22 protein-coding genes and 1 tRNA gene are annotated in these 25,756 nt (G+C 72.9%); 19 read left to right on the forward strand and 4 right to left on the reverse strand.

All coding sequences use genetic code 11. The annotated features are described in order from the left end of the window. The first annotated feature begins 2 nt into the window (after positions 1-2). Positions 3-593: a hypothetical protein gene (locus ABZY20_RS26960; protein WP_356444434.1), complete on the forward strand. Its 591-nt coding sequence runs from the start codon at positions 3-5 to the stop codon at positions 591-593. 114 nt (positions 594-707) lie between these two features. Beyond that, on the forward strand, positions 708-3,443 hold the full coding sequence (locus tag ABZY20_RS26965; protein WP_356444435.1) for a Tat pathway signal sequence domain protein: 2,736 nt from the start codon (positions 708-710) through the stop codon (positions 3,441-3,443). Positions 3,444-3,450: 7 nt separating this feature from the next. Here ABZY20_RS26965 and ABZY20_RS26970 read toward each other — a convergent pair whose 3' ends face one another. Continuing rightward, positions 3,451-5,871: a hypothetical protein gene (locus ABZY20_RS26970; RefSeq protein ID WP_356444437.1), complete on the reverse strand. Its 2,421-nt coding sequence runs from the start codon at positions 5,869-5,871 to the stop codon at positions 3,451-3,453. 61 nt (positions 5,872-5,932) lie between these two features. On the opposite strand from ABZY20_RS26970, the gene ABZY20_RS26975 reads away from it, so the two are divergent. Together ABZY20_RS26975 and ABZY20_RS26980 are read left to right on the forward strand one after the other, a co-directional pair. Then, positions 5,933-6,379, forward strand: coding sequence for an SRPBCC family protein (locus tag ABZY20_RS26975; RefSeq protein WP_356444438.1), 447 nt, complete (start codon positions 5,933-5,935; stop codon positions 6,377-6,379). Positions 6,380-6,418: 39 nt separating this feature from the next. Then, positions 6,419-6,490 (forward strand) — tRNA-Val (locus tag ABZY20_RS26980). A gap of 57 nt (positions 6,491-6,547) precedes the next feature. Here the strand turns inward: ABZY20_RS26980 and ABZY20_RS26985 are convergent. Then, entirely contained in the window at positions 6,548-7,276 is a 729-nt protein-coding gene (locus ABZY20_RS26985) for a 3'-5' exonuclease (protein WP_356444440.1), read from the reverse strand. Positions 7,277-7,445: 169 nt separating this feature from the next. Here ABZY20_RS26985 and ABZY20_RS26990 point away from each other — a divergent pair, with 169 nt between their 5' ends. The 4 genes from ABZY20_RS26990 to ABZY20_RS27005 all read left to right on the forward strand — a co-directional run bounded on the left by ABZY20_RS26990 (position 7,446) and on the right by ABZY20_RS27005 (position 11,939). Further along, positions 7,446-8,012: a DUF4365 domain-containing protein gene (locus ABZY20_RS26990; RefSeq protein ID WP_356444442.1), complete on the forward strand. Its 567-nt coding sequence runs from the start codon at positions 7,446-7,448 to the stop codon at positions 8,010-8,012. Beyond that, positions 8,009-9,241 (forward strand): hypothetical protein, encoded by a 1,233-nt coding sequence (locus ABZY20_RS26995; protein ID WP_356444443.1) that lies wholly within the window; start codon positions 8,009-8,011, stop codon positions 9,239-9,241. The genes ABZY20_RS26990 and ABZY20_RS26995 overlap by 4 nt, the downstream gene beginning before the upstream one ends. Before the next feature lie 94 nt (positions 9,242-9,335). After that, the gene (gene thrS, locus ABZY20_RS27000; protein WP_356444445.1) at positions 9,336-11,312 is read left to right on the forward strand and encodes a threonine--tRNA ligase; all 1,977 of its coding nucleotides are present in this window, start codon (positions 9,336-9,338) and stop codon (positions 11,310-11,312) included. Positions 11,313-11,378: 66 nt separating this feature from the next. Beyond that, positions 11,379-11,939 carry an HIT domain-containing protein gene (locus ABZY20_RS27005; RefSeq protein ID WP_356444447.1) on the forward strand — a complete coding sequence of 187 codons (561 nt, stop codon included), beginning with the start codon at positions 11,379-11,381 and terminating at the stop codon, positions 11,937-11,939. Positions 11,940-12,080: 141 nt separating this feature from the next. Here ABZY20_RS27005 and ABZY20_RS27010 read toward each other — a convergent pair whose 3' ends face one another. Both ABZY20_RS27010 and ABZY20_RS27015 read right to left on the reverse strand, forming a co-directional pair. Then, on the reverse strand, positions 12,081-13,748 hold the full coding sequence (locus tag ABZY20_RS27010) for a hypothetical protein (RefSeq protein WP_356444449.1): 1,668 nt from the start codon (positions 13,746-13,748) through the stop codon (positions 12,081-12,083). Between the two features lie 171 nt (positions 13,749-13,919). Next, entirely contained in the window at positions 13,920-16,118 is a 2,199-nt protein-coding gene (locus ABZY20_RS27015; protein ID WP_356444450.1) for an elongation factor G-like protein EF-G2, read from the reverse strand. 214 nt (positions 16,119-16,332) lie between these two features. Here ABZY20_RS27015 and pgsA point away from each other — a divergent pair, with 214 nt between their 5' ends. From pgsA to yajC, 11 genes are all read left to right on the forward strand, one after another. Continuing rightward, the gene (gene pgsA, locus ABZY20_RS27020; RefSeq protein ID WP_356444484.1) at positions 16,333-17,088 is read left to right on the forward strand and encodes a phosphatidylinositol phosphate synthase; all 756 of its coding nucleotides are present in this window, start codon (positions 16,333-16,335) and stop codon (positions 17,086-17,088) included. After that, entirely contained in the window at positions 17,085-17,993 is a 909-nt protein-coding gene (locus ABZY20_RS27025) for a phosphatidylinositol mannoside acyltransferase (protein WP_356444452.1), read from the forward strand. The genes pgsA and ABZY20_RS27025 overlap by 4 nt, the downstream gene beginning before the upstream one ends. Further along, positions 17,990-19,153: a glycosyltransferase family 4 protein gene (locus tag ABZY20_RS27030; protein WP_356444454.1), complete on the forward strand. Its 1,164-nt coding sequence runs from the start codon at positions 17,990-17,992 to the stop codon at positions 19,151-19,153. The genes ABZY20_RS27025 and ABZY20_RS27030 overlap by 4 nt, the downstream gene beginning before the upstream one ends. 473 nt (positions 19,154-19,626) lie before the next feature. Further along, positions 19,627-20,169, forward strand: a complete 543-nt coding sequence (locus tag ABZY20_RS27035; protein WP_356444456.1) for a hypothetical protein — start codon at positions 19,627-19,629, stop codon at positions 20,167-20,169. A 138-nt stretch (positions 20,170-20,307) separates the two neighbouring features. Continuing rightward, the gene (gene pdxS, locus ABZY20_RS27040; protein ID WP_356444457.1) at positions 20,308-21,213 is read left to right on the forward strand and encodes a pyridoxal 5'-phosphate synthase lyase subunit PdxS; all 906 of its coding nucleotides are present in this window, start codon (positions 20,308-20,310) and stop codon (positions 21,211-21,213) included. A gap of 5 nt (positions 21,214-21,218) precedes the next feature. After that, positions 21,219-21,827: a pyridoxal 5'-phosphate synthase glutaminase subunit PdxT gene (pdxT, locus tag ABZY20_RS27045; protein WP_356444459.1), complete on the forward strand. Its 609-nt coding sequence runs from the start codon at positions 21,219-21,221 to the stop codon at positions 21,825-21,827. A gap of 48 nt (positions 21,828-21,875) precedes the next feature. Next, the gene (locus ABZY20_RS27050; protein ID WP_356444461.1) at positions 21,876-22,628 is read left to right on the forward strand and encodes a YebC/PmpR family DNA-binding transcriptional regulator; all 753 of its coding nucleotides are present in this window, start codon (positions 21,876-21,878) and stop codon (positions 22,626-22,628) included. A 103-nt stretch (positions 22,629-22,731) separates the two neighbouring features. Next, positions 22,732-23,271: a crossover junction endodeoxyribonuclease RuvC gene (gene ruvC, locus ABZY20_RS27055; RefSeq protein WP_356444463.1), complete on the forward strand. Its 540-nt coding sequence runs from the start codon at positions 22,732-22,734 to the stop codon at positions 23,269-23,271. Then, positions 23,268-23,873, forward strand: a complete 606-nt coding sequence (gene ruvA, locus ABZY20_RS27060; RefSeq protein ID WP_356444465.1) for a Holliday junction branch migration protein RuvA — start codon at positions 23,268-23,270, stop codon at positions 23,871-23,873. The genes ruvC and ruvA overlap by 4 nt, the downstream gene beginning before the upstream one ends. Positions 23,874-23,897: 24 nt before the next feature. Then, positions 23,898-24,968, forward strand: coding sequence for a Holliday junction branch migration DNA helicase RuvB (gene ruvB, locus ABZY20_RS27065; RefSeq protein WP_356444467.1), 1,071 nt, complete (start codon positions 23,898-23,900; stop codon positions 24,966-24,968). Positions 24,969-25,153: 185 nt separating this feature from the next. Then, entirely contained in the window at positions 25,154-25,648 is a 495-nt protein-coding gene (gene yajC / locus ABZY20_RS27070) for a preprotein translocase subunit YajC (RefSeq protein ID WP_356444468.1), read from the forward strand. The last annotated feature ends 108 nt before the right edge of the window (positions 25,649-25,756 follow it).

A 25,756-nucleotide genomic window follows, 5' to 3' on the forward strand; every position in this document is an offset into this window, starting at 1 on the left:
GCATGGCGCAGGCGCGCGTGAAGGCGCGGGGGGAGTCGCTGTGGGCCGAGCGGTTCGCGGTGTTCGCCGAGACCCTGCTGACCGGGGTGTGGATCGCCGTGGCCTCGGTGGGGGTCGTCACGTATCCGGCGGCCTTCGCCGCCGGGGCGCGGCATCTGCGGCGCCGCACCGCCCATGAGGGCGGCGGTCTGCGGGAGTTCGTCGCCGACTTCCGTACGGCCCTGCGCGGCGGGTGGCTCGTCGGGCTCGCCGGCTGGCTGGCGCTGGCCGCGGTGTGGGTGGACGTCCTGGCGGCCCGGGCCGGGATTCCGGGCGGGCCGTTCGCCGGGGCCGTCGGGGTCCTCGCGCTGATCGGGCTCGCGGTGGCCGGGCTGCGGGCGGCGGCGGTGTGGGAGCCGGGGGTCCGCTGGCGGACGCTGCTCGCGGACGCCGGGCGCCGCACCGTGCTCGACCCGGCCGGGTCCTTCCTCATCATGGCCGGGCCGGCCGTCGTGGTCCTGTCCGCCTGGTTCGCCGCGCCGCTGGCCGTCCCGGTGCTCGGGGCCGTCGCGGCGGCGGCCGTCGCCGTCGAGGAGCGGTACCGGCACCGCTGACCCGCGCTCCCTCCCGTCCAGGGCCGGCGCACCCGCGCCGCACCCTGCATCTGTCATGCCCCTGACCAGCGCACGGAACCGCTTCCCGCACGGACAAGGAAAGGCAGCAACCTCATGTCTCCCATCCCTCGCAGGTCCCTGCTCAAGGCGGCCGCCGTCGCCGGAGCCGCCGCCCAGTTCAGCTGGGCGCTGGGAGCCCGGGACGCCCAGGCCGCCCCCGCGGCCGAACCGGCCGACGCCGACCCGGTGACCCTCACCTGGCTGGAGGACGGCGGCCTCGGCGCGGCCCCCGGCTCCACCGTCGGCGTGCCCTGGCCGAAGGGCGCGTACCAGGAGGACCAGACCTTCGCGCTGACGGACGCGGACGGCAAGGACGTGCCCGTGCAGTCCTGGCCGATCGCCTACTGGCCCGACGGCTCCCTCAAGTGGACCGCGCACGCGGTCGGTTCGGGCGACGGCAAGCTCACCCTGAGCGCCGGGACGCCCGCGGCGCCCGAGAAGAAGGTCACCGTCACCAGGAGCGGCGGCACGATCGACGTCTCCACCGGCGTCATCACCGCGCGGATCGCCACCTCCGGCTCGACGATCGTCAAGTCCGTGCGCCGCGGCTCGACCGAGATCGCCAGGAACGGCCGGCTCGTGCTGATCCGCCAGCCCGAGGTCGAGGACGAGGACCAGGGCACCGTGAAGACGGAGCGCTTCGACGGTGCGGTCCTTGAGGCGCACGTCGAGCAGGAAGGCCCCGTCCGCGCGGTCGTCCGCATCGACGGCAAGCACCGCAAGGGCAACCGCAGCTGGCTGCCGTTCTCCGTCCGGCTCTACTTCTACGCGGGCGCCGACTCCTTCCGCATGGTGCACACCGTCACCTACGACGGCAGGCAGGAACCGGGCAAGGCCAGCGGCGACTTCATCCGCGGCCTCGGCGTCCGCTTCAACGTACCGATGCGGGACGCGTCCTACGACCGGCACATCCGCGTCGGAGGCGAGGGCACCGGCCTGCTGCGCGAGGCGGTCAAGGGCATCACCGGACTGCGCCGGGACCCGGGCGCGGCCGTGCAGAGCGCCCAGTTCGAGGGCCGCAAGCTGCCCGACCCCGCCACCTGGGACCAGCGGGTCACCACCCGCCTGCAGTACATCCCCGAGTGGGGCGACTACACCCTCTCCCAGCTGTCCGCCGACGGCTTCACCGTCCGCAAGCGCACCAAGAAGGGCCACGGCTGGATCGCCGCGGGCGGCGGCCGGCGCGCCTCCGGCTTCGGCTACGTCGGCGGCACGAGCGGCGGACTCTCCTTCGGCCTGCGCGACTTCTGGGAGAAGTTCCCCGCCCAGCTCGACATCCGGGGCGCCCACACCGACGAGGCCGAGGTCACCCTCTGGCTCTGGTCGCCCGAGGCGCAGCCCATGGACATGCGCTTCTACCACGACGGCATGGGCCAGGACACCTACCCCGAACAGCTCGAAGGCCTCAACATCACCTACGAGGACTACGAACCGGAGTTCGGCACCCCGTACGGCATCGCCCGCACCTCCGAACTGATGTTCTGGGCCAACGAGTCGACCCCCGCCGCCGAGACGCTCGCCCGGCAGGTCGAGGCCGTCCGCGTGCTGCCGCAGCTCGCCGCCCCGCCCAGGCAGCTCATCAAGGCCGGGGTCTTCGGACCGGGCCTGTACTCCGAGCCCGACCGCTCCACCCCGGCCAAGGCGAAGATCGAGGACCACCTCGACTTCCTCTTCACCTACTACAGGGACCAGGTGGAGCAGCGCCGCTGGTACGGCTTCTGGGACTACGGCGACATCATGCACACCTACGACACCTTCCGGCACCAGTGGCGCTACGACGTCGGCGGCTACGCCTGGGACAACTCCGAGCTGTCGCCCGACCTGTGGCTGTGGTTCGCCTACCTGCGCTCCGGCCGCGCCGACATCTTCCGCTTCGCCGAGGCGATGACCCGGCACACCGGCGAGGTCGACGTCTACCACCTCGGCGCATGGGCGGGCCTCGGCACCCGGCACGGCGTGCAGCACTTCGCCGACAGCGCCAAGCAGCAGCGCATCGCCAACACCACCTACCGCCGCTACTACTACTTCCTCACCGCCGACGAACGCGTCGGCGACCTCATGCACGCCAACGTCGACTCCGACGAGACGTTCCTCGCCCTCGACCCGATCCGCAAGATCCGCACCGAGCCCTACACACCCGACCGGCACGCCCTGTCGATCGGCTTCGGCACGGACTGGAGCGGGCTCGTCTCGGCGTGGCTGACCGAGTGGGAGCGCAAGGGCCCCAAGTGGGAGAAGGCCAAGGCGCGCGTGCTGTCGACCATGGAGACGATCGCCGCGCAGCCCAACGGCTTCGTCCAGGGCACCGGGCTGTACGACCTCGACACCGGCAGGTTCGCCATCGCCGACAAGCCCGTGGTGAGCGTCTCCCACCTGTCGGCGGTGTTCGGCCTCAACGAGCTGTGCGCCGAACTCATCGACCTCGTCGACATGCCGGAGTTCAACGAGGCGTACTTCGACTACTGCCGCTACTTCAACGCGACCAAGGCCGAGCAGGCGGCACGCTACGGCAGCAACTTCGGCAGCCTCATCCTCTTCCAGGGCCACTCGCGCCTCGACGCGTACGCGGCCGTGCGGACCGGTGACGCGAAGCTGGCGGCACGGGCCTGGGACAAGTTCTACAACTCCGACGGCTACAAGGAGTCTGCCCCCTGGAAGACGGAGAAGCTGACCGGCCCGGTCGCGCTGGTACCGGGCAGCGAGGCCTCCTGGGTGTCCACCAACGACACCGCGCTGTACGGCCTCGCCGCCATCGAGAACCTGGCCCTGCTCGGCGACAGGATGCCCTAGCCGGGGGTCAGTTCATCCTGCCCAGCGCCTCCCGCATCCGCCGCACGTCCCGCAGCCGCTGCTCGTACGTCGCCCCGAGCGCGAGCAGCAGGACACCGGCCAGGGCGGGAGGCGCCCAGCGGGGCAGAGCACCCGTCACCTGCACCACGTACGGGGCGAGTTCGTGCAGCGTGACCAGGGCCAGCACCGCGCCGCCGAGCACCAGCGGCGCCTGCAGGCGGTGCCGCGCTCCCAGCAGGGTGACCAGCAGGGCCGCCGTGCCCAGCAGCAGGGGGCGGGTCCAGTGCGGGTCCGCCCAGACCGCGACCAGACTCGGCAGCAGGGTCGCGGCGAGCCCGGGACCGTACGCCGTCCAGGACGAGGCCCGCGGGTCACGCCGCCGGCGCAGAGCTCCGACGAGCAGCGCCGGGACGGTCACCGGCAGGGTGTACGCCTCGGGGGTGCCGACGTCCCAGGCGGCCAGGCGCACCCACGCGGCCAGCACGAACAGGGCCGTGGCCGCGTAATGGGCGGGGCGGCGGTCCGGACGCAGTGCCGTACCCGCGGCGATCACCGCGCACAGGGCCAGCACCAGGGCGAGCAGAGGCGGATCGGTGACCGCGAGGCACACCGCGAGCAGGCCGGCGGCGGCTCCCGCGGCCTCGACCGGCACGGTCGCCGGGGACGCCCCGAGCCGCGCCGCGAGCAGGGCGGCCGCTGCGGGCACCGCCAGCACCAGCAGGGCGGTGCGCGGAGCCGGCCAGTCGAGGGCGGTCCCGGTCGCCGAGGCCAGCGCCGCGGCGTGCACCAGGGCGGCCGGAGCCGTGAAGGCGGCGACGCCCGACCGCCACGACGCCGCGGCGAACAGCGCTGTCAGCACGGACAGCACCACCAGCGTCGCCGGCTGGGAGGCCAGCGAGACCAGGGTGAGCCCGAGAGCCGTCACCAGGGCGAGGACCAGGGCCGTGACCCGCGCGGCAGTGGTCGTGGTCCGGCACAGGTACAGCGCGGCCGCCGTCATCACCCCCGGCACCGCCATCCCCGCGACGTACGGGACCCCGAGGACCGCCGGGAGGATCAGCGCGGTGGCCCAGAGCAGGCCCAGCGCGCCGAGCCGCGCCCGCGGCCGCCACCCCTCCGCACGCACCGCCAGGGCGAGAACGGCCGCCACGGCCACCAGCACGACCGGAGCGGTCACCGCGCCGGACGGCCAGGGCACCTCCACGGCCACCGCCGCGCGCGCATCCGCCGGCGCGCCGCTCCACACCTTGTCCAGCCACCCGGCCGGTCCCAGCACCACCACGGCGACGACGGGCAGGGCCCCCAGCACCGCCAGCGCCTGCACCGCACCGGACGCCCAGACGACACCGTGCCGCACCGCGTCCGGCAGCAGCCGTCCGGCCGGCACGACCCCCAACAGGCCCACACCGAACACCAGATGGGCCGGTACGACCCACTCCGGGGGCACCCCGGTACGCGCCACCCCGCCGAGCGCGGCCACGGTGAGCAGGCCCGCGACGACCGCGAGCCCCAGGGCGTGCCCCCGGCCCGGACCCCGCCAGGCCGCGCCCAGGGCGATCCCCGCCGCGAGCAGCAGCAGCGCACCGGCACGGGTCGCGGCACCCGGGCCGCCGGCCGCCAGGGACAGCCACCCGGCGCCCAGGACACCCCAGCCGCCCGTGCCGTACGCACCGACGACCGCGCAGACCCGGACCGGGGCGCCCGTCACGCGCAGCGCCGCCACCGCGTCGAGCCCGGCCGTCACCAGCAGCGCGGCCGTGATCAGGTACGGCCCCGCGTCCGCCGCCAGGGCCCACAGCAGCAGCGGCAACTGGGCCGCCGCCAGGGCGCAGGGCAGGGGCAGCCGCAGCGCGGCCGTGGCGGGCAGCAGCCCGTACGCCGCCCAGGCCGCCGCCAGCACGGCCGCGGCCGCTGCCGCGTACCCGGTGCCGTCGGTCCCGCCGAGGGCTGCCCCGTGCAGGGCGTACGCGTCGAGGACGGTCAGGGCGAGCCCGAGGCCCGCCACGGACTCGGCCGTCGAGCGCAGACCCCGCTTCAGCAGCGCCACCGGCGCGGCGAGCGTCGCCAGCGTCACCGCGCCGAGCACCAGCGCCCGCCCGGTGATCCCCATGTGCCCCCAGCTGACCAGCGTGAACACCGCCGCCGCGAGCGTGAGCAGCACACCGCCGAGCACCAGCAGCAGGTTCTGCACACCGGGCCCGGAAGCCTCCGGACCCGGCGCGGCGGCGGGCGGCCGGGCCTGCGCCCGGGACCCGGCCTGTCCCTGTGCCTGCTGCAGGGCCGCGACCAGCCAGGCGCGGCGGGCCAGCAACTGGGACCGCCGGGCGTCCAGTTGCCAGAGTTCGGCGTCGAGGAGCCGCAGTTCCTCGGCCGGGGGTGGAAGGTGCGTCATGCAGGGCAGTGTGGTCGGCGTCACCTCGCACGGCATGAGTGCGGATACTCAGGCGCGTACTCAGCCGTCCCGTGTCCCGCGTGGGCAGACTGCCGTCATGGACTGGAACCGTTACCGCTTCCGCAGCCTGTGGCCCCTGCCCGCGCCGCCCGCCACCGTGTACGAGGTGCTGGCCCGTCCGGAGGACTACCCCCGCTGGTGGCGCGCGGTCCGCGAGGTGAACCGCCTCGACGACACCACCGGAGTGATCCGGATCCGCTCCGTCCTGCCGTACGACATCACCTTCACGGCCCGGGAGGTGCGGCGCGACCCCGCGGCCGGTGTGCTGGAGATCGCCATGACCGGGGACCTCGAGGGCTGGGCGCGCTGGACGGTCACTGCGGACGGGGCGGGCAGCCTCGCGCGCTACGACCAGGTCGTGACCGTGACCAAGCCGCTGATGCGCCGCCTCGCCGTACCGGGACGGCCCGTGTTCCGGGCCAACCACGCGCTGATGATGCGGTCCGGGCGGCGCGGACTGGCCGGGCACCTGCGAGCGGTTTGAAGGAAGCGCGCCCGGACCTGTATTGTTCAGTGCGTTCCCGGGCGATTAGCTCAGTGGGAGAGCGCTTCGTTCACACCGAAGAGGTCACTGGTTCGAACCCAGTATCGCCCACCGGAGACAGCCGGTCCGTCGCAGACGGACCGGTTTTTTCATGCCCGCGACCAGCCCTCAGGCCGCCGCCGGAAGACCCGGGCGCAGCGGCCAGGCCGGGTCGACCGCCTCGTCCACACCGCTGCGCGCGAACCACGCCTGCAGCCCCCGCGCCTGGGCCGCGTGCCACATCGCCTGCAGCGTGTGCAGCTCGCCGGGCGCGAGGCGCTCCAGCCGGGACGCGAACCGTCGGCCGACCGCGCGGGTGACCTCCAGCGCCGCCACCGCGTCGGCCGCCGCGTCGTGCGCGCCCTCCAGGGCGACGCCGTAGTGCGCGCACAGATCGGTCAGGGTGCGGCGGCCCTTGCGGTAGCGGTCCAGGTGCTTGTCCAGGACCCGCGGGTCGAGCACCAGCAGCGGCGCCGACTCGAACCAGCGGCCCAGCGCCGAAGCGCGGTGGCGGCGCAACTCCCGGTCCAGCAGCGTCAGATCGAACGGCGCGTTCATCACCACGACCGGACGGCCGGCGTGGGCCTGCTCGGCCAGTGCCTCCGCCATCTCGTACATCACCGGCGCCGGCCACCGGCCGTTGCGCTGCAGGTGTTCCTCCGTCAGGCCGTGCACCGCCGTCGCCTCGGCGGGCACCGGCACGCCCGGGTTGACCAGCCAGCGGCTGACCCGCGGCCGCATCCCCGGGGCGTCCTGGACGACCACGGCGGCCGACACGATCCGGTCGGTCTCGACGTCCACGCCCGTGGTCTCCGTGTCGAAGGCGGCCAGCGGCCCTTCGTACCAGCACGTCGTCATAGCCACACAACCCCTCGCTCACCGTCGGCAGTTGACGCACCGTCCGCTGCCCGAACCGGTGATACCCGGGCTGTTTGCGCCGTACGCCGGAAGGAGACAACAGGAGTAAGGGTCATCGCAGTTCAGCGGCCCGCAGCGGGGAAACACTTGTTCTGGAAGGCTGTCGGCCATGGCCATAGCGCAGCCCGAACGGGGCGGGCTGCTGCCCGAGCGCACGGCTCCCTCACGCGGCACTCTCGCCACCACCGCCTGCATGGAGACACTGCAGGTCGGCTATCTGCACGCCGTCGCGGCGGCCGCCGGCTGCTCGCTGTCCCAGCCGTTTCCGGACAACGGCATCGACTGGCACGTCAGCCACAGCGCGCCCGGGCACACGGTCGACGACGAGGTCACCATCAAGGTGCAGCTCAAGGCCACCTACCAGGTGCCGCCCGGCCCACCGGGCCGCACCTTCGCCTTCACGCTCGACAACGACCACCTGGCCAAGCTCGCCCGCACGCCCGTGTCCGTGCACAAGATCCTCGTGGTGATGCTGGTGCCGCGCTCCCGCGACGACTGGCTGCGCGCCGGCCACGACCGGCTCGACCTGAGGCACTGCTGCTACTGGACCAACCTCGCGGGGCACCCCGTCACCGGCCGCCGCCGCACCACCGTGCGGATACCGACCGCACGCATCTTCGACGACCGGGCGCTGTGCGAGATCATGACGCGGGTCGGGACGGGAGGAAGACCATGACGCACCGCCCGACCGAGGAGCAGCCCCCGAGGCCCGCGCGGCCGCACCCCGTCGACACCGCCCGCGGCGGCCCGCCGCCCGAGCCCGGCGAGGTCGACCCGGCCGTGCTCGGCGCGCTGCTGCGCCGGCACGGCTGGCAGCGCCGCGGCGGCGCCCCGGGCCGTTACGGCCGCTGGACCCCGCCCGGCCCCGGCGGCAGCGGCACCAGCCTGCTGGTCCCCGAGAGCCGCGCCTTCCCCGACAGCGACGACCTGCTCGCCGAGGCGCTGCTCGCCCTCAGCCGCAGCGGCACGCCCGCCGCCCGGGACGTCCTCGTCTCCCTCGCCGTGCCCAGCGACGAGATCCACTGGTGGCGCGACGTCCCCGCCGGTCCCGCGGGCGCGGCGCCCTGGGCCGCCGAGGACCGGCTGCGCACCGCCGCCCGCCGGGTCCTGCTCGCCGCCGCCCTCGCCACCCGTGCCCGGGCCGGCTACCACGGCGCCCGCCACCGCCGCTCCGCCGCCGCCGCGCTGGAACACGTCCTCGTCGGCGCCGCCGGGGACGACGGCCGGCTCACCGCCTTCGTCCCCGTCACCGGCGGCCGGCCCCTGGCCGTCCGCCTCCACCACGCCCTGTTCGCCGCCCGGGAGGCCGTCGACTACCGGCGCGCCACCGGCGGCATGGACGCCTTCGACGGGGCGGTCGAGGCAGGAGTGAGCCATGAGCTCACCGAGGCCCTGATCACCCTCGTCCGGGGGACCGAGGGGGCCCGCATCGCCGTCGCGTGGGCCCCGGCGGCCGGGGTGCCCGAAGGCTGCGCGCCCGGCGCCGAGCCCGTCGAGTTCTCACCCGGCGACCTGCCCGCGCTGCGCGAAGCCGGCGCCCGCTACCTGCGCGCGGAACCCGCCGTGCCGGTGCGGATCACGGGCACGGTCGTCCGCATGCGCAGGTCGGGGCCACGCGGCGAGGGCACCGTACGGCTGCGCGTGCTGGCCGGGATCGACGTGCCGGAGGTGCGGATCACCCTGGACGAGGAGGCGTACCGGATCGCCGGGCACGCCCACCTCGTCGGACTGCCCGTGCGGGTGCGGGGCCGGCTGGAGAGCCGGGGCGGGTTCCGGCGTCTGACCGGCGCCCACGACGTCGTGCCCATGCAGGTCGACGACGCCGAGCGGGACCGGCTGATCAAGGAGCTGCACGAGAACCTCGACTTCTTCGAGGAGGCCTGCGGCGGGGAGTGCGGGGACTGATTTCGCCCTGGGTGGTCCCGGGTCGGTACGATCCTTACTCATGCGCGCGCTCCGGTACGGCGCCCGCAGCCCCACCTTCAGTCAGGAGAGACCGGTGTCAGACGTCCGTGTGATCATCCAGCGCGATTCCGAGCGGGAAGAACGCGTGGTGACGACGGGCACTACGGCCGCCGAGCTCTTCGCCGGCGAGCGCTCGGTCATCGCCGCGCGCGTGGCGGGCGAGCTCAAGGACCTGTCGTACGCCGTGTCGGACGGCGACGAGGTCGAGGGCGTCGAGATCTCCTCCGAGGACGGCCTGAACATCCTGCGCCACTCCACCGCGCACGTCATGGCGCAGGCCGTGCAGGAGCTCTTCCCCGAGGCCAAGCTCGGCATCGGCCCGCCCGTCAAGGACGGCTTCTACTACGACTTCGACGTCGAGAAGCCGTTCACGCCCGAGGATCTCAAGGCCATCGAGAAGAAGATGCAGGAGATCCAGAAGCGCGGGCAGCGCTTCTCCCGCCGCGTGGTCACCGACGAGGCCGCCCGCGAGGAGCTGGCGAACGAGCCGTACAAGCTGGAGCTGATCGGCCTCAAGGGCTCGGCCTCCTCCGACGACGGGGCGGACGTCGAGGTCGGCGCCGGCGAGCTGACGATCTACGACAACCTGGACGCCAAGACGGGCGAGCTGTGCTGGAAGGACCTCTGCCGCGGTCCCCACCTGCCCACCACCCGCACCATCCCGGCGTTCAAGCTGATGCGCAACGCGGCCGCCTACTGGCGCGGCAGCGAGAAGAACCCGATGCTGCAGCGCATCTACGGCACCGCCTGGCCGACCAAGGACGAGCTGAAGGCGCACCTGGAGTTCCTCGCCGAGGCCGAGAAGCGCGACCACCGCAAGCTGGGCAACGAGCTGGACCTGTTCTCCATCCCGGAGCAGATCGGCTCCGGCCTCGCCGTCTTCCACCCCCGGGGCGGCATCATCCGCCGCGTCATGGAGGACTACTCGCGCCGCCGCCACGAGGAGGAGGGCTACGAGTTCGTCTACACCCCGCACGCGACGAAGGGGAAGCTCTTCGAGACCTCGGGCCACCTGGACTGGTACGCCGACGGCATGTACCCGCCCATGCAGCTCGACGAGGGCGTGGACTACTACCTCAAGCCCATGAACTGCCCGATGCACAACCTGATCTTCGACGCGCGCGGCCGCTCCTACCGCGAACTGCCGCTGCGCCTGTTCGAGTTCGGGACCGTGTACCGGTACGAGAAGTCGGGCGTCGTGCACGGCCTGACCCGGGCCCGCGGCTTCACCCAGGACGACGCGCACATCTACTGCACCCGTGAGCAGATGTCCGAGGAGCTGGACTCCACGCTCACCTTCGTGCTGAACCTGCTGCGCGACTACGGCCTGACCGACTTCTACCTGGAGCTGTCCACCAAGGACCCGGAGAAGTTCGTCGGCTCCGACGAGGCCTGGGAGGAGGCGACCGAGACGCTGCGCCATGTCGCCGAGAAGCAGGGCCTGCCCCTGGTCCCGGACCCGGGCGGCGCCGCCTTCTACGGCCCGAAGATCTCCGTCCAGGCCAAGGACGCCATCGGGCGCACCTGGCAGATGTCGACGATCCAGCTCGACTTCAACCTGCCGGAGCGCTTCGACCTGGAGTACACCTCCGCGGACGGCTCCAAGCAGCGCCCCGTCATGATCCACCGCGCGCTGTTCGGCTCCATCGAGCGCTTCTTCGCGGTCCTCCTGGAGCACTACGCGGGTGCCTTCCCGGCGTGGCTGGCCCCGGTCCAGGCGATCGGCATCCCGATCGGCGACGCGCACGTGGAGTACCTGGAGAAGTTCGCCGCCGCGGCCAGGAAGAAGGGCCTGCGCGTCGAGGTCGACTCCTCCTCGGACCGCATGCAGAAGAAGATCAGGAACGCCCAGAAGCAGAAGGTGCCCTTCATGGTCATCGCGGGCGACGAGGACATGTCCCACGAGTCCGTGTCCTTCCGCTACCGCGACGGCTCGCAGGAGAACGGCATCCCCTTCGACGAGGCACTGGCGAAGATCCTGAAGGTCGTCGAGGAGCGGGCCCAGGTCTGATCGCACGGCGTACGGGCCCCCGGGGAGATCCCGGGGGCCTTTGCCGTCCCCCCAGCTCGACGCCATATGCTGCACAGCATGACGAGTGAGCCGGAGCAGCAGCTGGGAGTGGGGACGCAGGACGCGTTCCAGCGACTGTGGACGCCCCACCGGATGGCCTACATCCAGGGCGAGAACAAGCCGACCGGCCCGGGCGCCGGCGACGGCTGCCCCTTCTGCTCGATCCCGGCCAAGTCCGACGAGGACGGGCTGGTCGTCCGCCGCGGCGAGCAGGTCTACGCCGTGCTCAACCTCTACCCGTACAACGGCGGGCACCTGATGACCGTGCCCTACCGCCACGTCGCCGACTACACCGACCTCACGGCCGCGGAGACCGCCGAACTCGGGGAACTCACCAAGCAGGCCATGACGGCCCTGCGCACGGCCTCCGGCGCGCACGGCTTCAACATCGGCATGAACCAGGGCACGGTCGCGGGCGCGGGCATCGCCGCGCACCTGCACCAGCACATCGTGCCGCGGTGGGGCGGGGACACGAACTTCATGCCGGTGGTGGGCCACACGCGGGTGCTGCCGCAGCTCCTGGCCGACACGAGGAAGATGCTGGCGGAGGCCTGGCCGGCCACTTAGCCTGCGGGCAGTCGTGCCGCTGGGGCGGTGGGGGCGCCCCCTGGTCGAGCGCAGCCGAGAGCTTGGGGGACGGTGGGCGCAGGCGGTACCCGCGGCGCCGGGTCGCGCACCCACCCCGCCGCAACGCCTGCGCCTCGACAACTACGCGTCGTACACATCCGCCTTCTTCGGCGCAGCCTCCTGCACCGCCCCGCTGAGCGCCGCCGACCGCGCCCCGAACTTCTCCACACTCACCCCGTTCTCCCGCAGCACCTTCAGCGCCGCCGCGTGCACCACGCGCAGCACGGGCGTCGCGGCCCGCAGGGCGTCGTCCGCCATGAAGCGGTGCCGCCACGGCTGGTCGGCCCAGGCGTGCCGCAGACCGAACGGCTCCGGCAGTGTGAGGCTGCCGCCGAGCCAGTTCAGCAGCGGCGGGTACCAGGTCAGCGGGGCGCGCGCGGCCAGCCGTACCACCTCGTCGGCGTCGATCAGCGGGAGCTTGACGGTGCGGGTCTCCCAGAAGCGGAAGGCCTTCTGCACCGCCTTCTCCTTGGCGGCGGGCTTCTCGTTGAACAGGGGGTTGACCGGCCCCAGGGCGTGGCCCGTGACCTCGATGCGCAGGGTGTCGTGCAGCACGGTGACGGTGATGAGCATCGTGAGGACCAGGTGGCCGTCCCACAGGGTCCACTGCACGCCCAGGTAGTGCCGGTCGCCGCTGCCGAACTGCTGCTTGTTGCAGATCTCCTGCACGGCGTGGGTGCGGACCGTGTAGGCGTCGACGTCCGTGCCGCTCGGCCGGGCCACCTCCGTCGCCTTCTCGCCGATCGGCGTGACGATCCAGTGCGTGATGGACGGCTTGGGGAAGCCGCCGGTGTTGATGGACGTGCGCTCCAGCATGCCCAGGCCGCCCTGGATCGCCACGATCACGTCCCAGCTGCGGAAGGGGTGGAAGTCCTTGCCCGGCTCGGCGGAGACCAGCTCCTCGGCCAGCTGCCAGCTGCCCCAGCGCGTGCCCATGCCGAGGATGCCCTTGGGCCCGGCGTAGAAGGCCGAGTTGGAGCGCTGCTCGGCGGCGAGGCGGGCCAGCTCCTTGCGGACCTGCTCGGCCGCGTCGCCGGGCGTGCCCGGGACGGCCTCGGGGATCTTGGCGCCGACGCCGCCGCCCGACAGCAGGCTCGACCAGCGGTCCCGCAGGTCACGGGCGGTCCGCTCGCAGATCTGCTTGGCCCAGAACCAGCCGACCACCGGCATGATGATCGCCAGGCGCGCGTACCAGGCCCAGAATCCCGTGAACGGCATGCGGAGCAGGAACAGCACGGCGAGCGCGCCCACGGCGACCAGCAGCGTCGTGGCGAGGAGGCCGGCGCGCTTGTCCTCGCGCTTGGCCATGGTGGTGCGCAGCGTGAACACCAGCAGCCACACGAGGAATCCGGGCAGGAAGAGCACCCCGCAGATCACCGTGATCGCCGAGAGCAGGTTGTCGCGGTCGCGGCGGATGCGGTGGGCCGCCAGGCAGTGCTCCACGACGACCTGGGGCTCGATGCCGAAGGACTGGATGACCGGCTTGCGCCCGGCGCCCAGCATCCGGTCGATGACCGCGCGGGAGAAGGCCTCGCCGAACCGGGGGCGGAATATCTTCGCCCAGGGGCGTGGCGGGGTCACCTTCGACTGGTGCCACTCGTTGTCGGCGTCGAGGATCTTGGTGACCTCGTCGTCCCGGTAGGCCGCGGCGGCCAGGGCATAGGTCGCCGCCGTCTGGCCCGTCGCACCCGCCAGAGGCACCTGGGCCCCTGGACTGAAGTCGAATCCGTCCGTCACTGCCGCCCCCATCGCTGCCGCATCCGCATCATGCGGCCTTCCCGACTTCCGCGCTCCGCACACCTGTTGATCAGGTCATCAGCGTATCGGCACGCGCCGGTGCCCGTCGGCGGACGGCCCGCAAGCCGTCCGCCGGCCCGGAAGGGAGCTTCCCAGGGGGCAGTTGGTGGCGCCCGGCGCCAACTACGACGGGACGTGCGCCTCTTCGCGCACCCTCTCCGCCACCTGCGGCGGCATCGGCTCGTGCCGTGCGTAGCGGCGGCTGAAGCGGGCGGTGCCGTGCGACATCGAGCGCAGATCGATCGCGTACCGGCCGATCTCGATCTCGGGCACCTCGGCCTTGATCAGGGTGCGCCCGCCGGGCGTCTGCTCGGTGCCGAGGACCCGGCCGCGCCGCCCCGACAGGTCGCTCATCACGGCGCCCACGAAGTCGTCGCCGATCAGCACCGCCACCTCGGCCACCGGTTCCAGCAGATGGATCTTCGCGTCGGCCGCGGCCTCCCGCAGCGCGAGCGCCCCGGCCGTCTGGAACGCGGCGTCGGAGGAGTCCACCGAGTGCGCCTTGCCGTCCAGCAGGGTCACGCGCACGTCGATCAGCGGATACCCGGCGGCGACCCCCTTGGCGGCCTGGGCCCGTACGCCCTTCTCCACCGAGGGGATGAACTGCCGGGGCACCGCGCCGCCGACGACCTTGTCCACGAACTCGATGCCGGAGCCGCCCGGCAGCGGCTCGACCTCGATCTCGCAGATGGCGAACTGGCCGTGGCCGCCGGACTGTTTGACGTGCCGGCCGCGCCCGGCCGACTTGGCCGCGAAGGTCTCGCGCAGCGACACCTTGTGCGGGACGACGTCGACCTGGACGCCGTAGCGGCTGCGCAGCCGCTCCAGGGCGACGTCCGCGTGCGCCTCGCCCAGGCACCACAGGACCACCTGGTGGGTGTCCTGGTTCTGCTCCAGCCGCATCGTCGGGTCCTCGGCCACCAGCCGTGCCAGGCCCTGGGAGAGCTTGTCCTCGTCCGGCTTGCTGTGCGCCTGGATGGCCAGCGGCAGCAGCGGGTCGGGCATCTGCCACGGCTCCATGAGCAGCGGGTCGTCCTTGGCGGACAGGGTGTCGCCGGTCTCGGCGCGGCTCAGCTTGGCCACGCACGCCAGGTCGCCCGCGATCACGTGCGAGACCGGGCGCTGCTGTTTGCCGAAGGGAGTGGACAGGGCGCCGATCCGCTCGTCGACGTCGTGGTCCTCGTGCCCGCGGTCGGCCAGTCCGTGCCCGGAGACGTGGACCGTCTGGTCGGCGCGCAGGGTGCCCGAGAAGACGCGGATCAGCGACAGCCGGCCGACGTACGGGTCGGAGGACGTCTTGACGACCTCCGCGACCAGCGGCGCGTCCGGGTCGCACGGCTTGAGCTCGCGCGGCTCGCCGTCGATGGTCGTCACCCGGACCGTCTCGTGCTCCAGCGGCGTCGGGAAGCCGCCGGTGATCAGCTCCAGCAGCTCCACCGTGCCCAGCCCCTGCCGGGCGCCCTCGGCCGCGGGGGCGGCGGCCAGGACGGGGAAGAAGACGCCGCGCGCGACGGCCCGCTCCAGGTCGTCGATCAGGGTCTTGACCTCGATCGGTTCCCCGCCGAGGTAGCGGTCCATGAGGGTCTCGTCCTCGCTCTCCGAGATGATCCCCTCGATCAGCCGGTTGCGGGCCTGCTCGATCAGCGGCAGCTGGTCCTCGACCGGCTCCGACTCCTTGCGCTCGCCGGTCGAGTAGTCGAACAGCTTCTGCGACAGCAGCCCGATCAGCCCGGTCACGGGCGCGTGCCCGTCCGGTGCCTGGGGGGCGCGCAGCGGCAGGTACAGGGGCAGGACCGCGTCGGGGTCGTCGGCGCCGAAGGCCTCCGCGCAGATCCGCGTCATCTCCTCGAAGTCGGCGCGCGCCGCCTCCAGGTGCGTGACGACGATCGCCCGGGGCATGCCGACCGCCGCGCACTCCTCCCACACCATGCGCGTCGCGCCGTCCACGCCGTCCGAGGCCGAGACGACGAAGAGGGCCGCGTCCGCCGCCCGCAGACCGGCCCTGAGCTCACCGACGAAGTCGGCGTATCCGGGGGTGTCGAGAAGGTTGACCTTGATGCCGTCCCACTCGACGGGCACCAGGGAGAGCTGCACCGAGCGCTGCTGCCGGTGCTCGATCTCGTCGTAGTCGGAGACGGTGCCGCCGTCCTCCACGCGGCCCGCCCGGTTCACCGCCCCCGCGGTGAGTGCGAGGGCTTCCACCAAGGTGGTCTTGCCCGAGCCGGAGTGGCCGACCAGCACCACGTTCCGTACGGACTGGGGGTGGTCGGCCGCCTGTGCCCTGCCGGCGGCTCCGGGGTGGGTCTGTGCCTTGTCGCCCATGGTCCTGCCTCCCGTGCACGGTGAGGTCACTGTGGGCGCGGACGCGGGAGCCGCGTGCGGTGCGGCTCCGGCGACGCCCGCGGTCCTTCGACCTTCCCACTCCCGTCATGGTGCGTCCATACGAACGACGCCATCACCGGCCCCACCGCCCCCGCGACGGCACGACAGCAGGGTCTGGGTGCCCGCCCCTCGCCCGCACGCGCGCGTGGCTACGATGGGCCAGCCGGTGGCCAGCAGGGGCCAGACGGCGACACCGACCCTCGGGAAGGCCATGCTGAACAAGTACGCGCGTGCATTCTTCACGCGTGTCCTCACACCGTTCGCCGCGTTTCTGATCCGGCGGGGCGTCAGCCCCGACACCGTCACGCTCATCGGCACCGCCGGTGTGGTCGCGGGCGCGCTGGTCTTCTACCCCATGGGCGAGTTCTTCTGGGGCACGGTCGTGATCACGCTGTTCGTGTTCTCCGACCTCGTCGACGGCAACATGGCCCGCCAGCTCGGCCGCTCCAGCCGCTGGGGCGCCTTCCTGGACTCCACACTGGACCGGGTCGCCGACGGCGCGATCTTCGGCGGCTTCATCCTCTGGTACGCGGGCGGCGGCGACGACCTGGTGCTGTGCGCCGTGTCGATCTTCTGCCTGGCCAGCGGCCAGGTGGTGTCGTACACCAAGGCCCGGGGCGAGTCGATCGGCCTGCCGGTCGCCGTCAACGGGCTCGTCGAGCGCGCCGAGCGGCTGGTGATCTCGCTGGTCGCGGCCGGCTTGGCGGGCCTGCACGCGTTCGGCGTGCCCGGCATCCAGTACCTGCTGCCGGTCGCCCTGTGGATCGTCGCCGTGGGCAGTCTCGTCACGCTGATCCAGCGGGTCGTCACGGTCCGCCGCGAGTCCGCGGAGGCCGAGCAGGCGGCGGCCTCGCAGGACAATGAAGGCGAGCAGCGAAACGCCTCCCACGGGAGCGAGGCGGCCACGTGAGCGCCCAGGACCGGTTGTCGGACGCGCTGTACGGCCTCGGCTGGGGCACGGTGAAGAAGCTCCCCGAGCCCGTCGCCGTACGGCTCGGGCAGACCATCGCGGACCTCGCCTGGAAGCAGCGCGGCAAGGGCGTGCGGCGCCTGGAGAGCAACTACGCGCGGGTGGTGCCCGGCGCGAGCCCCGAGCGCCTCGCCGAGCTCTCCCGCGCCGGGATGCGCTCCTACCTGCGCTACTGGATGGAGTCCTTCCGGCTCCCCGCCTGGAGCAAGCAGCACATCGCGGACGCCTTCACCCCCAAGGACCTGCACCACCTCACCGAGGGCCTGGCCGCCGGCAGGGGTGTCGTGCTCGCCCTGCCGCACCTGGCCAACTGGGACCTGGCCGGCGCCTGGGTCACCACGCAGCTCGGCATCCCCTTCACCACGGTCGCCGAGCGCCTCAAGCCGGAGACGCTCTACGACCGGTTCGTCGCCTACCGCGAGGGCCTCGGCATGGAGGTCCTGCCGCACAGCGGCGGTACCGCCTTCGGCACCCTGGCGCGGCGGCTGCGCGACGGCGGCCTGGTCTGCCTGGTCGCCGACCGCGACCTGTCCGCCTCCGGCGTGGAGGTCGGCTTCTTCGGCGACACGGCCCGGATGCCGGCCGGCCCTGCCCTGCTCGCCCAGCAGACCGGCGCCGCGCTGCTGCCCGTCACCCTCTGGTACGACGACCCGCCCGTGATGCACGGCCGCGTCCACCCGCCGGTCGAGGTGCCCGAGTCGGGCACCCGCGCCGAGAAGACCACCGTCATGACCCAGGCGCTGGCCGACACCTTCGCCGCCGGGATCGCCGACCACCCGGAGGACTGGCACATGCTGCAGCGCCTGTGGCTCGCGGACCTCGATCCCGCGAAGGGGCGCCCGTGAGAATCGGCATCGTCTGCCCGTACTCCTGGGACGTCCCGGGCGGAGTCCAGTTCCACATCCGGGACCTCGCCGAGTACTTCCTGCGCCTCGGCCACGAGGTCTCCGTCCTGGCCCCGGCCGACGACGACACCCCGCTGCCGCGCTACGTCGTCTCGGCCGGACGCGCGGTGCCGGTGCCGTACAACGGCTCGGTGGCCCGGCTGAACTTCGGCTTCCTGAGCGCGGCCCGGGTGCGCCGCTGGCTGCACGACGGGGCCTTCGACGTCATCCACATCCACGAGCCGACCTCGCCCTCGCTGGGCCTGCTGGCCTGCTGGGCCGCCCAGGGCCCGATCGTGGCGACCTTCCACACCTCCAACCCGCGCTCCCGGGCCATGATCGCCGCGTACGCGATCCTCCAGGCCGCCCTGGAGAAGATCAGCGCGCGCATCGCGGTGAGCGAGTACGCCCGCCGCACCCTCGTGGAGCACCTCGGCGGGGACGCGGTGGTCATCCCCAACGGCGTCGACGTCGACTTCTTCGCCGAGGCCGAGCCCAAGGCCGAGTGGCAGGGCGAGACCATCGGCTTCATCGGGCGCATCGACGAGCCCCGCAAGGGACTGCCGGTGCTGATGAGGGCCCTGCCGAGGATCCTCGCCGCGCGCCCGCGGACCCGGCTGCTGGTGGCCGGGCGCGGTGACGAGGAGGAGGCGGTGGAGTCCCTGCCGGCCGGGCTGCGCTCGCGCGTGGAGTTCCTCGGCATGATCAGCGACGAGGACAAGGCCCGCTTCCTGCGCAGCGTCGACCTGTACGTGGCGCCCAACACCGGCGGTGAGAGCTTCGGCATCATCCTCGTCGAGGCCATGTCCGCCGGCGCTCCCGTCCTCGCCTCCGACCTGGACGCCTTCGCCCAGGTCCTGGACCGCGGGGCGGCCGGCGAGCTGTTCCCCAACGAGGACGCCGACGCCCTGGCCGACGCGGCCGTGCGGCTGCTGGCGGACCCGGAGCGGCGGGCGGAGCTGCGGAAGCGGGGGAGCGCCCACGTACGGCGCTTCGACTGGTCGACCGTCGGCGCGGACATCCTGTCCGTCTACGAGACGGTGACGGCGGGCGCGGCGGCGGTGGCCGCGGACGAGCGGACCAGCGGGCTGTGGGGCCGGCTGGGGCTGGCCAGGGACTGACGCCGGGACAGCCGGTGGGGCCGGCCGCCGATTCCTCAGGTGCCGCGCGGCCCGCGGCCCGGGGTGCGCGCACCCCGTAGGGATCAGCCTGGCCCGGGCGAACGGCGGGTTTTGCGACGGCCTTCCTGTGCGGCGACGGCGACGGCGCGGTCGTGGTCGGCCACGACACCGTGGAGGCGGCGGACCTGGACGTGATCCGGGACGGCAGAGCGCAGTACCGCCCGGAGGTGCGGCCCCGGACCCCCGCCGTCGGACCCCTGGGAGCGCGTGGGCCCCTCGCCGACGGCGGCGGAGACCACCACGAAGCCGCGGTCGGCAGCGACCGCGCGGTCCGGGCCGGGCGGCGGACCTGTTTCCCGCACCCGGGCCCGGGCGGCCCCGTCATGGAAGGGCACCACGACGGGGGGGGGGTGCGGCCCGGCGGGAGGCCGCGGTGATCCGGCCCCCGCCGCGTGGCGCTAGCCTTGCCGCCCGTGACCACCACTCTCATCTGGATCGCCGTCGCCCTGGTCGCCATCGGGCTCTACCTGAGCTGGACCGCCGGGCGCCTGGACCGCCTCCACGCCCGGATCGACGCGGCCCGGGCCGCCCTGGACGCGCAGTTGCTGCGCCGGGCGTCGGTGGCACAGGAACTCGCCACCTCGGGGGTGCTGGATCCGGCCGCCTCCATCGTGCTGTACGAGGCCGCCCACGCCGCCCGGCAGGCGGAGGAGGAGCAGCGGGAGGTCGCCGAGAGCGAGCTGAGCCAGGCGCTGCGGGCCGTCTTCGCCGAGCCCGCGCAGGTGGAGGCCGTGCGCGGGGCGCCCGGGGGAGAGGAGGCCGCGCGGGAACTGACCGAAGCGGTCCGCAAGGTCCCGATGGCCCGCCGCTTCCACAACGACGCGGTGCGGGCCGCCCGGGCGCTGCGCCGGCACCGCAAGGTCCGCTGGTTCCGGCTGGCCGGCCACGCCCCCTTCCCGCTCGCCTTCGAAATGGACGACGAGCCTCCTGCTGCCCTGGTGGACCGGGCGACCTGAGCCCCGTTCACCTGCGGTTCCCTGGCCGTCGGCCCGAAAAGGATCCACAGCGTTCCCATTGGCCCTTGCTGTGGCCTGGTCCCCTCGCGTTTCCTCGGTGCTGCAGAAAACCCCTCTTTTCCCTCAGCGAGGTCACCCGTGTCCATCTCCGAAAACCAGGCTCCCGCGACCGGCACCGCCCGTGTGAAGCGCGGCATGGCCGAGCAGCTCAAGGGCGGCGTCATCATGGACGTCGTCACGCCGGAGCAGGCGAAGATCGCCGAGGACGCGGGCGCCGTCGCCGTCATGGCCCTCGAGCGGGTCCCGGCCGACATCCGCAAGGACGGCGGCGTGGCCCGGATGTCCGACCCGGACATGATCGAGGGCATCATCGAGGCCGTCTCCATCCCGGTCATGGCCAAGTCCCGCATCGGCCACTTCGTCGAGGCCCAGGTGCTGCAGTCCCTCGGCGTCGACTACATCGACGAGTCCGAGGTCCTCACCCCGGCCGACGAGGTCAACCACTCCGACAAGTGGGCCTTCACCACGCCGTTCGTCTGCGGCGCCACCAACCTGGGCGAGGCCCTGCGCCGCATCGCCGAGGGCGCCGCGATGATCCGCTCCAAGGGCGAGGCCGGCACCGGCAACGTCGTCGAGGCCGTCCGCCACCTGCGCCAGATCAAGAACGAGATCGCCCGCCTGCGCGGCTACGACAACAACGAGCTCTACGCCGCCGCCAAGGAGCTGCGCGCCCCCTACGAGCTGGTCAAGGAGGTCGCCGAACTCGGCAAGCTCCCGGTCGTGCTGTTCTCCGCCGGCGGCGTGGCCACCCCGGCCGACGCGGCCCTGATGCGCCAGCTCGGCGCCGAGGGCGTCTTCGTCGGCTCCGGCATCTTCAAGTCCGGCGACCCGGCCAAGCGCGCCGCCGCCATCGTGAAGGCCACCACCTTCTACGACGACCCGAAGATCGTCGCCGACGCGTCCCGCAACCTCGGCGAGGCCATGGTCGGCATCAACTGCGACACCCTCCCCGAGACCGAGCGCTACGCCAACCGCGGCTGGTAACACCCATGAGCGACACACCTGTGATCGGCGTCCTGGCCCTCCAGGGCGACGTCCGGGAGCACCTCGTCGCCCTGGCCGCGGCCGACGCCGTGGCCAGGCCGGTGCGGCGCCCCGACGAACTCGCCGAGGTGGACGGCCTCGTCATCCCCGGCGGGGAGTCCACCACGATCTCCAAACTGGCCGTCCTGTTCGGCCTGATGGAGCCCCTGCGCGCCCGCGTGCGCGACGGCATGCCCGTCTACGGCACCTGCGCCGGCATGATCATGCTCGCCGACAAGATCCTCGACCCGCGCTCGGGCCAGGAGACCGTCGGCGGCATCGACATGATCGTGCGCCGCAACGCCTTCGGCCGGCAGAACGAGTCCTTCGAGGCGGCCGTCGGCGTCGAGGGCGTCGAGGGCGACCCCGTGGAGGGCGTCTTCATCCGCGCCCCCTGGGTGGAGTCCGTCGGCGCGGCCGTCGAGGTGCTCGCCGAACACGACGGCCACATCGTCGCGGTCCGCCAGGGCACCGCGCTGGCCACCTCGTTCCACCCGGAACTGACCGGTGACCACCGCGTGCACGCCCTGTTCGTCGACATGGTGCGCGCGAACCGGGCAGCCGAGTCCTTGTAGGATTCCTGCGTTCGTTGCTGAGATGGGTTACGCGAAGGAGACAGGCAGATGTCCGGCCACTCTAAATGGGCCACGACGAAGCACAAGAAGGCCGTCATCGATGCCAAGCGCGGCAAGCTCTTCGCGAAGCTGATCAAGAACATCGAGGTCGCGGCGCGCATGGGCGGCGCCGACCCCGAGGGCAACCCGACGCTCTACGACGCCATCCAGAAGGCCAAGAAGTCGTCGGTCCCCAACAAGAACATCGACTCGGCGGTCAAGCGCGGCGCGGGCCTGGAGGCCGGTGGCGCCGACTACGAGACGATCATGTACGAGGGCTACGGCCCGAACGGCGTCGCGGTGCTCATCGAGTGCCTCACCGACAACCGCAACCGCGCCGCCTCCGAGGTCCGCGTCGCCATGACCCGCAACGGCGGCTCGATGGCCGACCCGGGCTCGGTGTCGTACCTGTTCAACCGCAAGGGCGTCGTCATCGTCCCCAAGGGCGAGCTGTCCGAGGACGACGTCCTCGGCGCCGTCCTGGACGCCGGTGCCGAGGAGGTCAACGACCTCGGCGAGAGCTTCGAGGTGATCAGCGAGGCCACCGACCTGGTCGCGGTCCGCACCGCCCTGCAGGACGCCGGCATCGACTACGACTCCGCCGACGCCAACTTCGTCCCGACCATGCAGGTCGAACTGGACGAGGAGGGCGCCAAGAAGATCTTCAAGCTGATCGACGCCCTGGAGGACAGCGACGACGTGCAGAACGTCTTCGCCAACTTCGACGTCAGCGACGAGGTCATGGAGAAGGTCGACGCCTGAGCCGCGCACACCCAACGGGCCGACGGGACACACCCCGTCGGCCCGTCGCGTTGTCGGTGGCACCCGATAGCCTGCACAAACAGGTGACCGAAAGGGAGGGCGCGTGCGCGTGCTGGGGGTGGACCCGGGACTGACCCGGTGCGGGGTCGGCGTGGTCGAGGGCGTGGCTGGACGGCCGCTCACCATGATCGGCGTCGGCGTCGTCCGGACGTCCGCGGAGGCCGATCTCGGCGACCGCCTCGTCGCCGTCGAGCAGGGCATCGAGCAGTGGCTCGACGAGCACCGGCCGGAGTACGTCGCTGTGGAGCGCGTCTTCAGCCAGCACAACGTCCGCACGGTGATGGGCACCGCCCAGGCCAGCGCCGTCGCCATGCTCTGTGCCGCCCGCCGCGGCATCCCCGTGGCGCTGCACACCCCGAGCGAGGTCAAGGCCGCCGTCACCGGCAGCGGCCGCGCCGACAAGGCCCAGGTGGGCGCGATGGTGACCCGCCTGCTGCGGCTCAGCGCCCCGCCCAGGCCCGCCGACGCGGCCGACGCCCTCGCCCTCGCCATCTGCCACATCTGGCGCGCCCCCGCGCAGAACCGGCTCCAGCAGGCCGTCGCCCTGCAATCCGCCCGAGCACCGAAAGGCCGTACGGCATGATCGCCTTCGTCAGCGGCACCGTCGCCGCCCTCGCCCCGGACGCCGCGGTCGTCGAGGTCGGCGGCGTCGGCATGGCCGTCCAGTGCACGCCCGACACGCTGTCGGCGCTCCGCCTGGGCCAGCCCGCCAAGCTGCACACCTCCCTGGTCGTCCGCGAGGACTCCCTCACGCTGTACGGCTTCGCCGACGACGACGAGCGGCAGGTCTTCGAGCTGCTCCAGACCGCCAGCGGCGTCGGACCCCGGCTCGCCCAGGCGATGCTCGCCGTGCACCGCCCGGACGCCCTGCGCCGGGCCGTCGCCACCGGCGACGAGAAGGCCCTTACCGCCGTCCCCGGCATCGGCAAGAAGGGCGCCCAGAAGCTCCTGCTGGAACTGAAGGACCGCCTGGGCGAGCCCGTCGGGGCGCCCGCCGTCGGCGCGCCGGTCAGCGCCGGCTGGCGCGACCAGCTGCACGCCGCCCTGATCGGCCTCGGCTACGCCACCCGGGAGGCCGACGAGGCCGTGGCCGCCGTGACCCCGCAGGCCGAGGCCGCCGAGGGCACGCCCCAGGTGGGCCGGCTGCTGAAGGCGGCCCTGCAGACCCTGAACCGCGCCCGCTGATCCACGACCTCTGAGGCTTTATCTATGAACTGGGACGACACCGCCGACACCCCCGCCGCGGAGCGGCTGGTGGACTCCGTCGCCGATCGCGAGGACCAGGCCGTCGAGGCCGCCCTGCGCCCCAAGGACCTGGGGGAGTTCATCGGCCAGGAGAAGGTCCGCGAACAGCTCGACCTCGTCCTGCGGGCGGCACGCGCGCGCGGCGCCACCGCCGACCACGTCCTGCTCTCCGGCGCCCCCGGCCTCGGCAAGACCACCCTGTCGATGATCATCGCGGCCGAGATGGGCGCCCCCATCCGCATCACCTCGGGCCCCGCCATCCAGCACGCCGGCGACCTGGCGGCGATCCTCTCCTCCCTCCAGGAGGGCGAGGTCCTCTTCCTCGACGAGATCCACCGCATGTCCCGCCCCGCCGAGGAGATGCTGTACATGGCGATGGAGGACTTCCGCGTCGACGTCATCGTCGGCAAGGGCCCCGGAGCCACCGCCATCCCGCTGGAGCTGCCCCCCTTCACCCTGGTCGGCGCCACCACCCGCGCGGGCCTGCTGCCGCCCCCGCTGCGCGACCGCTTCGGCTTCACCGCGCACATGGAGTTCTACGAGCCGGCCGAGCTGGAGCGGGTCATCCACCGCTCGGCGAACCTCCTGGAGGTCGAGATCGACCCGGCGGGCGCCGCCGAGATCGCCGGCCGCTCCCGCGGCACGCCCCGTATCGCCAACCGCCTGCTGCGCCGCGTCCGCGACTACGCGCAGGTCAAGGCCGACGGCCTGATCACCCGGGACATCGCTGGGGCGGCCCTCGCCGTCTACGAGGTGGACGCGCGCGGCCTCGACCGCCTCGACCGCGCCGTGCTGCAGGCCCTGCTCAAGCTGTTCGGCGGCGGCCCGGTCGGCCTGTCCACGCTCGCCGTCGCGGTCGGGGAGGAACGTGAGACCGTGGAGGAGGTGGCCGAGCCCTTCCTGGTACGGGAGGGACTGCTCGCCCGCACCCCGCGCGGCCGGGTCGCCACCCCCGCCGCTTGGGCGCACCTCGGCCTCACCCCGCCCCGCTCGCAGACCGCCGGAAACGGACAACAGGACCTGTTCGGGGCGTGACCTCGCCGTCACGGCACCGGGACGGCGAGGCCAGTGGCCGGAGCAGGAACCCCGGTGCCATGCTGAGCGTTGTTCCATGCGCGCGGACTCGCTTAGACTCCGCCGATGCCGCCTTTGCCGGCGGCGTACACACCCCCAACCATCTGGCCGCTCACAGCGCGGTCGTGTGAAGGAAGTACCGACCCGTGAGTCTCCTGACCCTCCTCCCGTTCATCGTGCTCATCGGGGCCATGTTCCTGATGACCCGGTCGGCCAAGAAGAAGCAGCAGCAGGCCGTGGAGATGCGGAACCAAATGCAGCCCGGCAGCGGTGTCCGCACCATCGGGGGCATGTACGCCACGGTCAAGGAAGTCAACGAGGACACCGTCCTCCTCGACGCCGGGCCGGGCGTCGAGCTCCTGTTCGCCAAGAACGCCATCGGTGCCGTCCTCACCGACGACGAGTACAACCGCATCGTCCACGGCATCGAGCACGACCTGAAGTCCGACGCCGGCCTCGTCCCGGACGACGCCTCCTCCCTCACCGGGACCGACTCCGCCTCCGACGCCCCCGCTGACGACAAGGCCGTCGACCTCGGCAAGAAGGACACGGCCGCCGACCCGGCCGACCAGGCCCCGGCCGGCGAGGCGAAGACGGACGCAGAGCCGAAGAAGACCGACGGCGATTCCGAGGCGAAGTAGTCGTGGGGCCGGGGGGGGGGGGGGGGGGCGCCCCCCCCCCCCCCGCCCCCCCCCCCCCCCGCCCCGCCCCCGAGAGTGTGGGGGGCGCCGGCCCCCCCGGGGGGCGCG

It is taken from the genome of Streptomyces sp. NPDC006624 (assembly GCF_040611555.1).
Classification (GTDB): domain Bacteria; phylum Actinomycetota; class Actinomycetes; order Streptomycetales; family Streptomycetaceae; genus Streptomyces.

Bases quoted from the DNA above. Each gene is read 5' to 3' on its own strand.
- ABZY20_RS26960 (WP_356444434.1), top strand. From the start codon at position 3: ATGGCGCAGGCGCGCGTGAAGGCGCGGGGGGAGTCGCTGTGGGCCGAG.
- ABZY20_RS26965 (WP_356444435.1), top strand. From the start codon at position 708: ATGTCTCCCATCCCTCGCAGGTCCCTGCTCAAGGCGGCCGCCGTCGCC.
- ABZY20_RS26970 (WP_356444437.1), bottom strand. From the start codon at position 5,871: ATGCCGTGCGAGGTGACGCCGACCACACTGCCCTGCATGACGCACCTT.
- ABZY20_RS26975 (WP_356444438.1), top strand. From the start codon at position 5,933: ATGGACTGGAACCGTTACCGCTTCCGCAGCCTGTGGCCCCTGCCCGCG.
- ABZY20_RS26985 (WP_356444440.1), bottom strand. From the start codon at position 7,276: ATGACGACGTGCTGGTACGAAGGGCCGCTGGCCGCCTTCGACACGGAG.
- ABZY20_RS26990 (WP_356444442.1), top strand. From the start codon at position 7,446: ATGGCCATAGCGCAGCCCGAACGGGGCGGGCTGCTGCCCGAGCGCACG.
- ABZY20_RS26995 (WP_356444443.1), top strand. From the start codon at position 8,009: ATGACGCACCGCCCGACCGAGGAGCAGCCCCCGAGGCCCGCGCGGCCG.
- ABZY20_RS27005 (WP_356444447.1), top strand. From the start codon at position 11,379: ATGCTGCACAGCATGACGAGTGAGCCGGAGCAGCAGCTGGGAGTGGGG.
- ABZY20_RS27010 (WP_356444449.1), bottom strand. From the start codon at position 13,748: ATGGGGGCGGCAGTGACGGACGGATTCGACTTCAGTCCAGGGGCCCAG.
- ABZY20_RS27015 (WP_356444450.1), bottom strand. From the start codon at position 16,118: ATGGGCGACAAGGCACAGACCCACCCCGGAGCCGCCGGCAGGGCACAG.
- pgsA (WP_356444484.1), top strand. From the start codon at position 16,333: ATGGGCCAGCCGGTGGCCAGCAGGGGCCAGACGGCGACACCGACCCTC.
- pdxT (WP_356444459.1), top strand. From the start codon at position 21,219: ATGAGCGACACACCTGTGATCGGCGTCCTGGCCCTCCAGGGCGACGTC.
- ABZY20_RS27050 (WP_356444461.1), top strand. From the start codon at position 21,876: ATGTCCGGCCACTCTAAATGGGCCACGACGAAGCACAAGAAGGCCGTC.
- ruvA (WP_356444465.1), top strand. From the start codon at position 23,268: ATGATCGCCTTCGTCAGCGGCACCGTCGCCGCCCTCGCCCCGGACGCC.
- ruvB (WP_356444467.1), top strand. From the start codon at position 23,898: ATGAACTGGGACGACACCGCCGACACCCCCGCCGCGGAGCGGCTGGTG.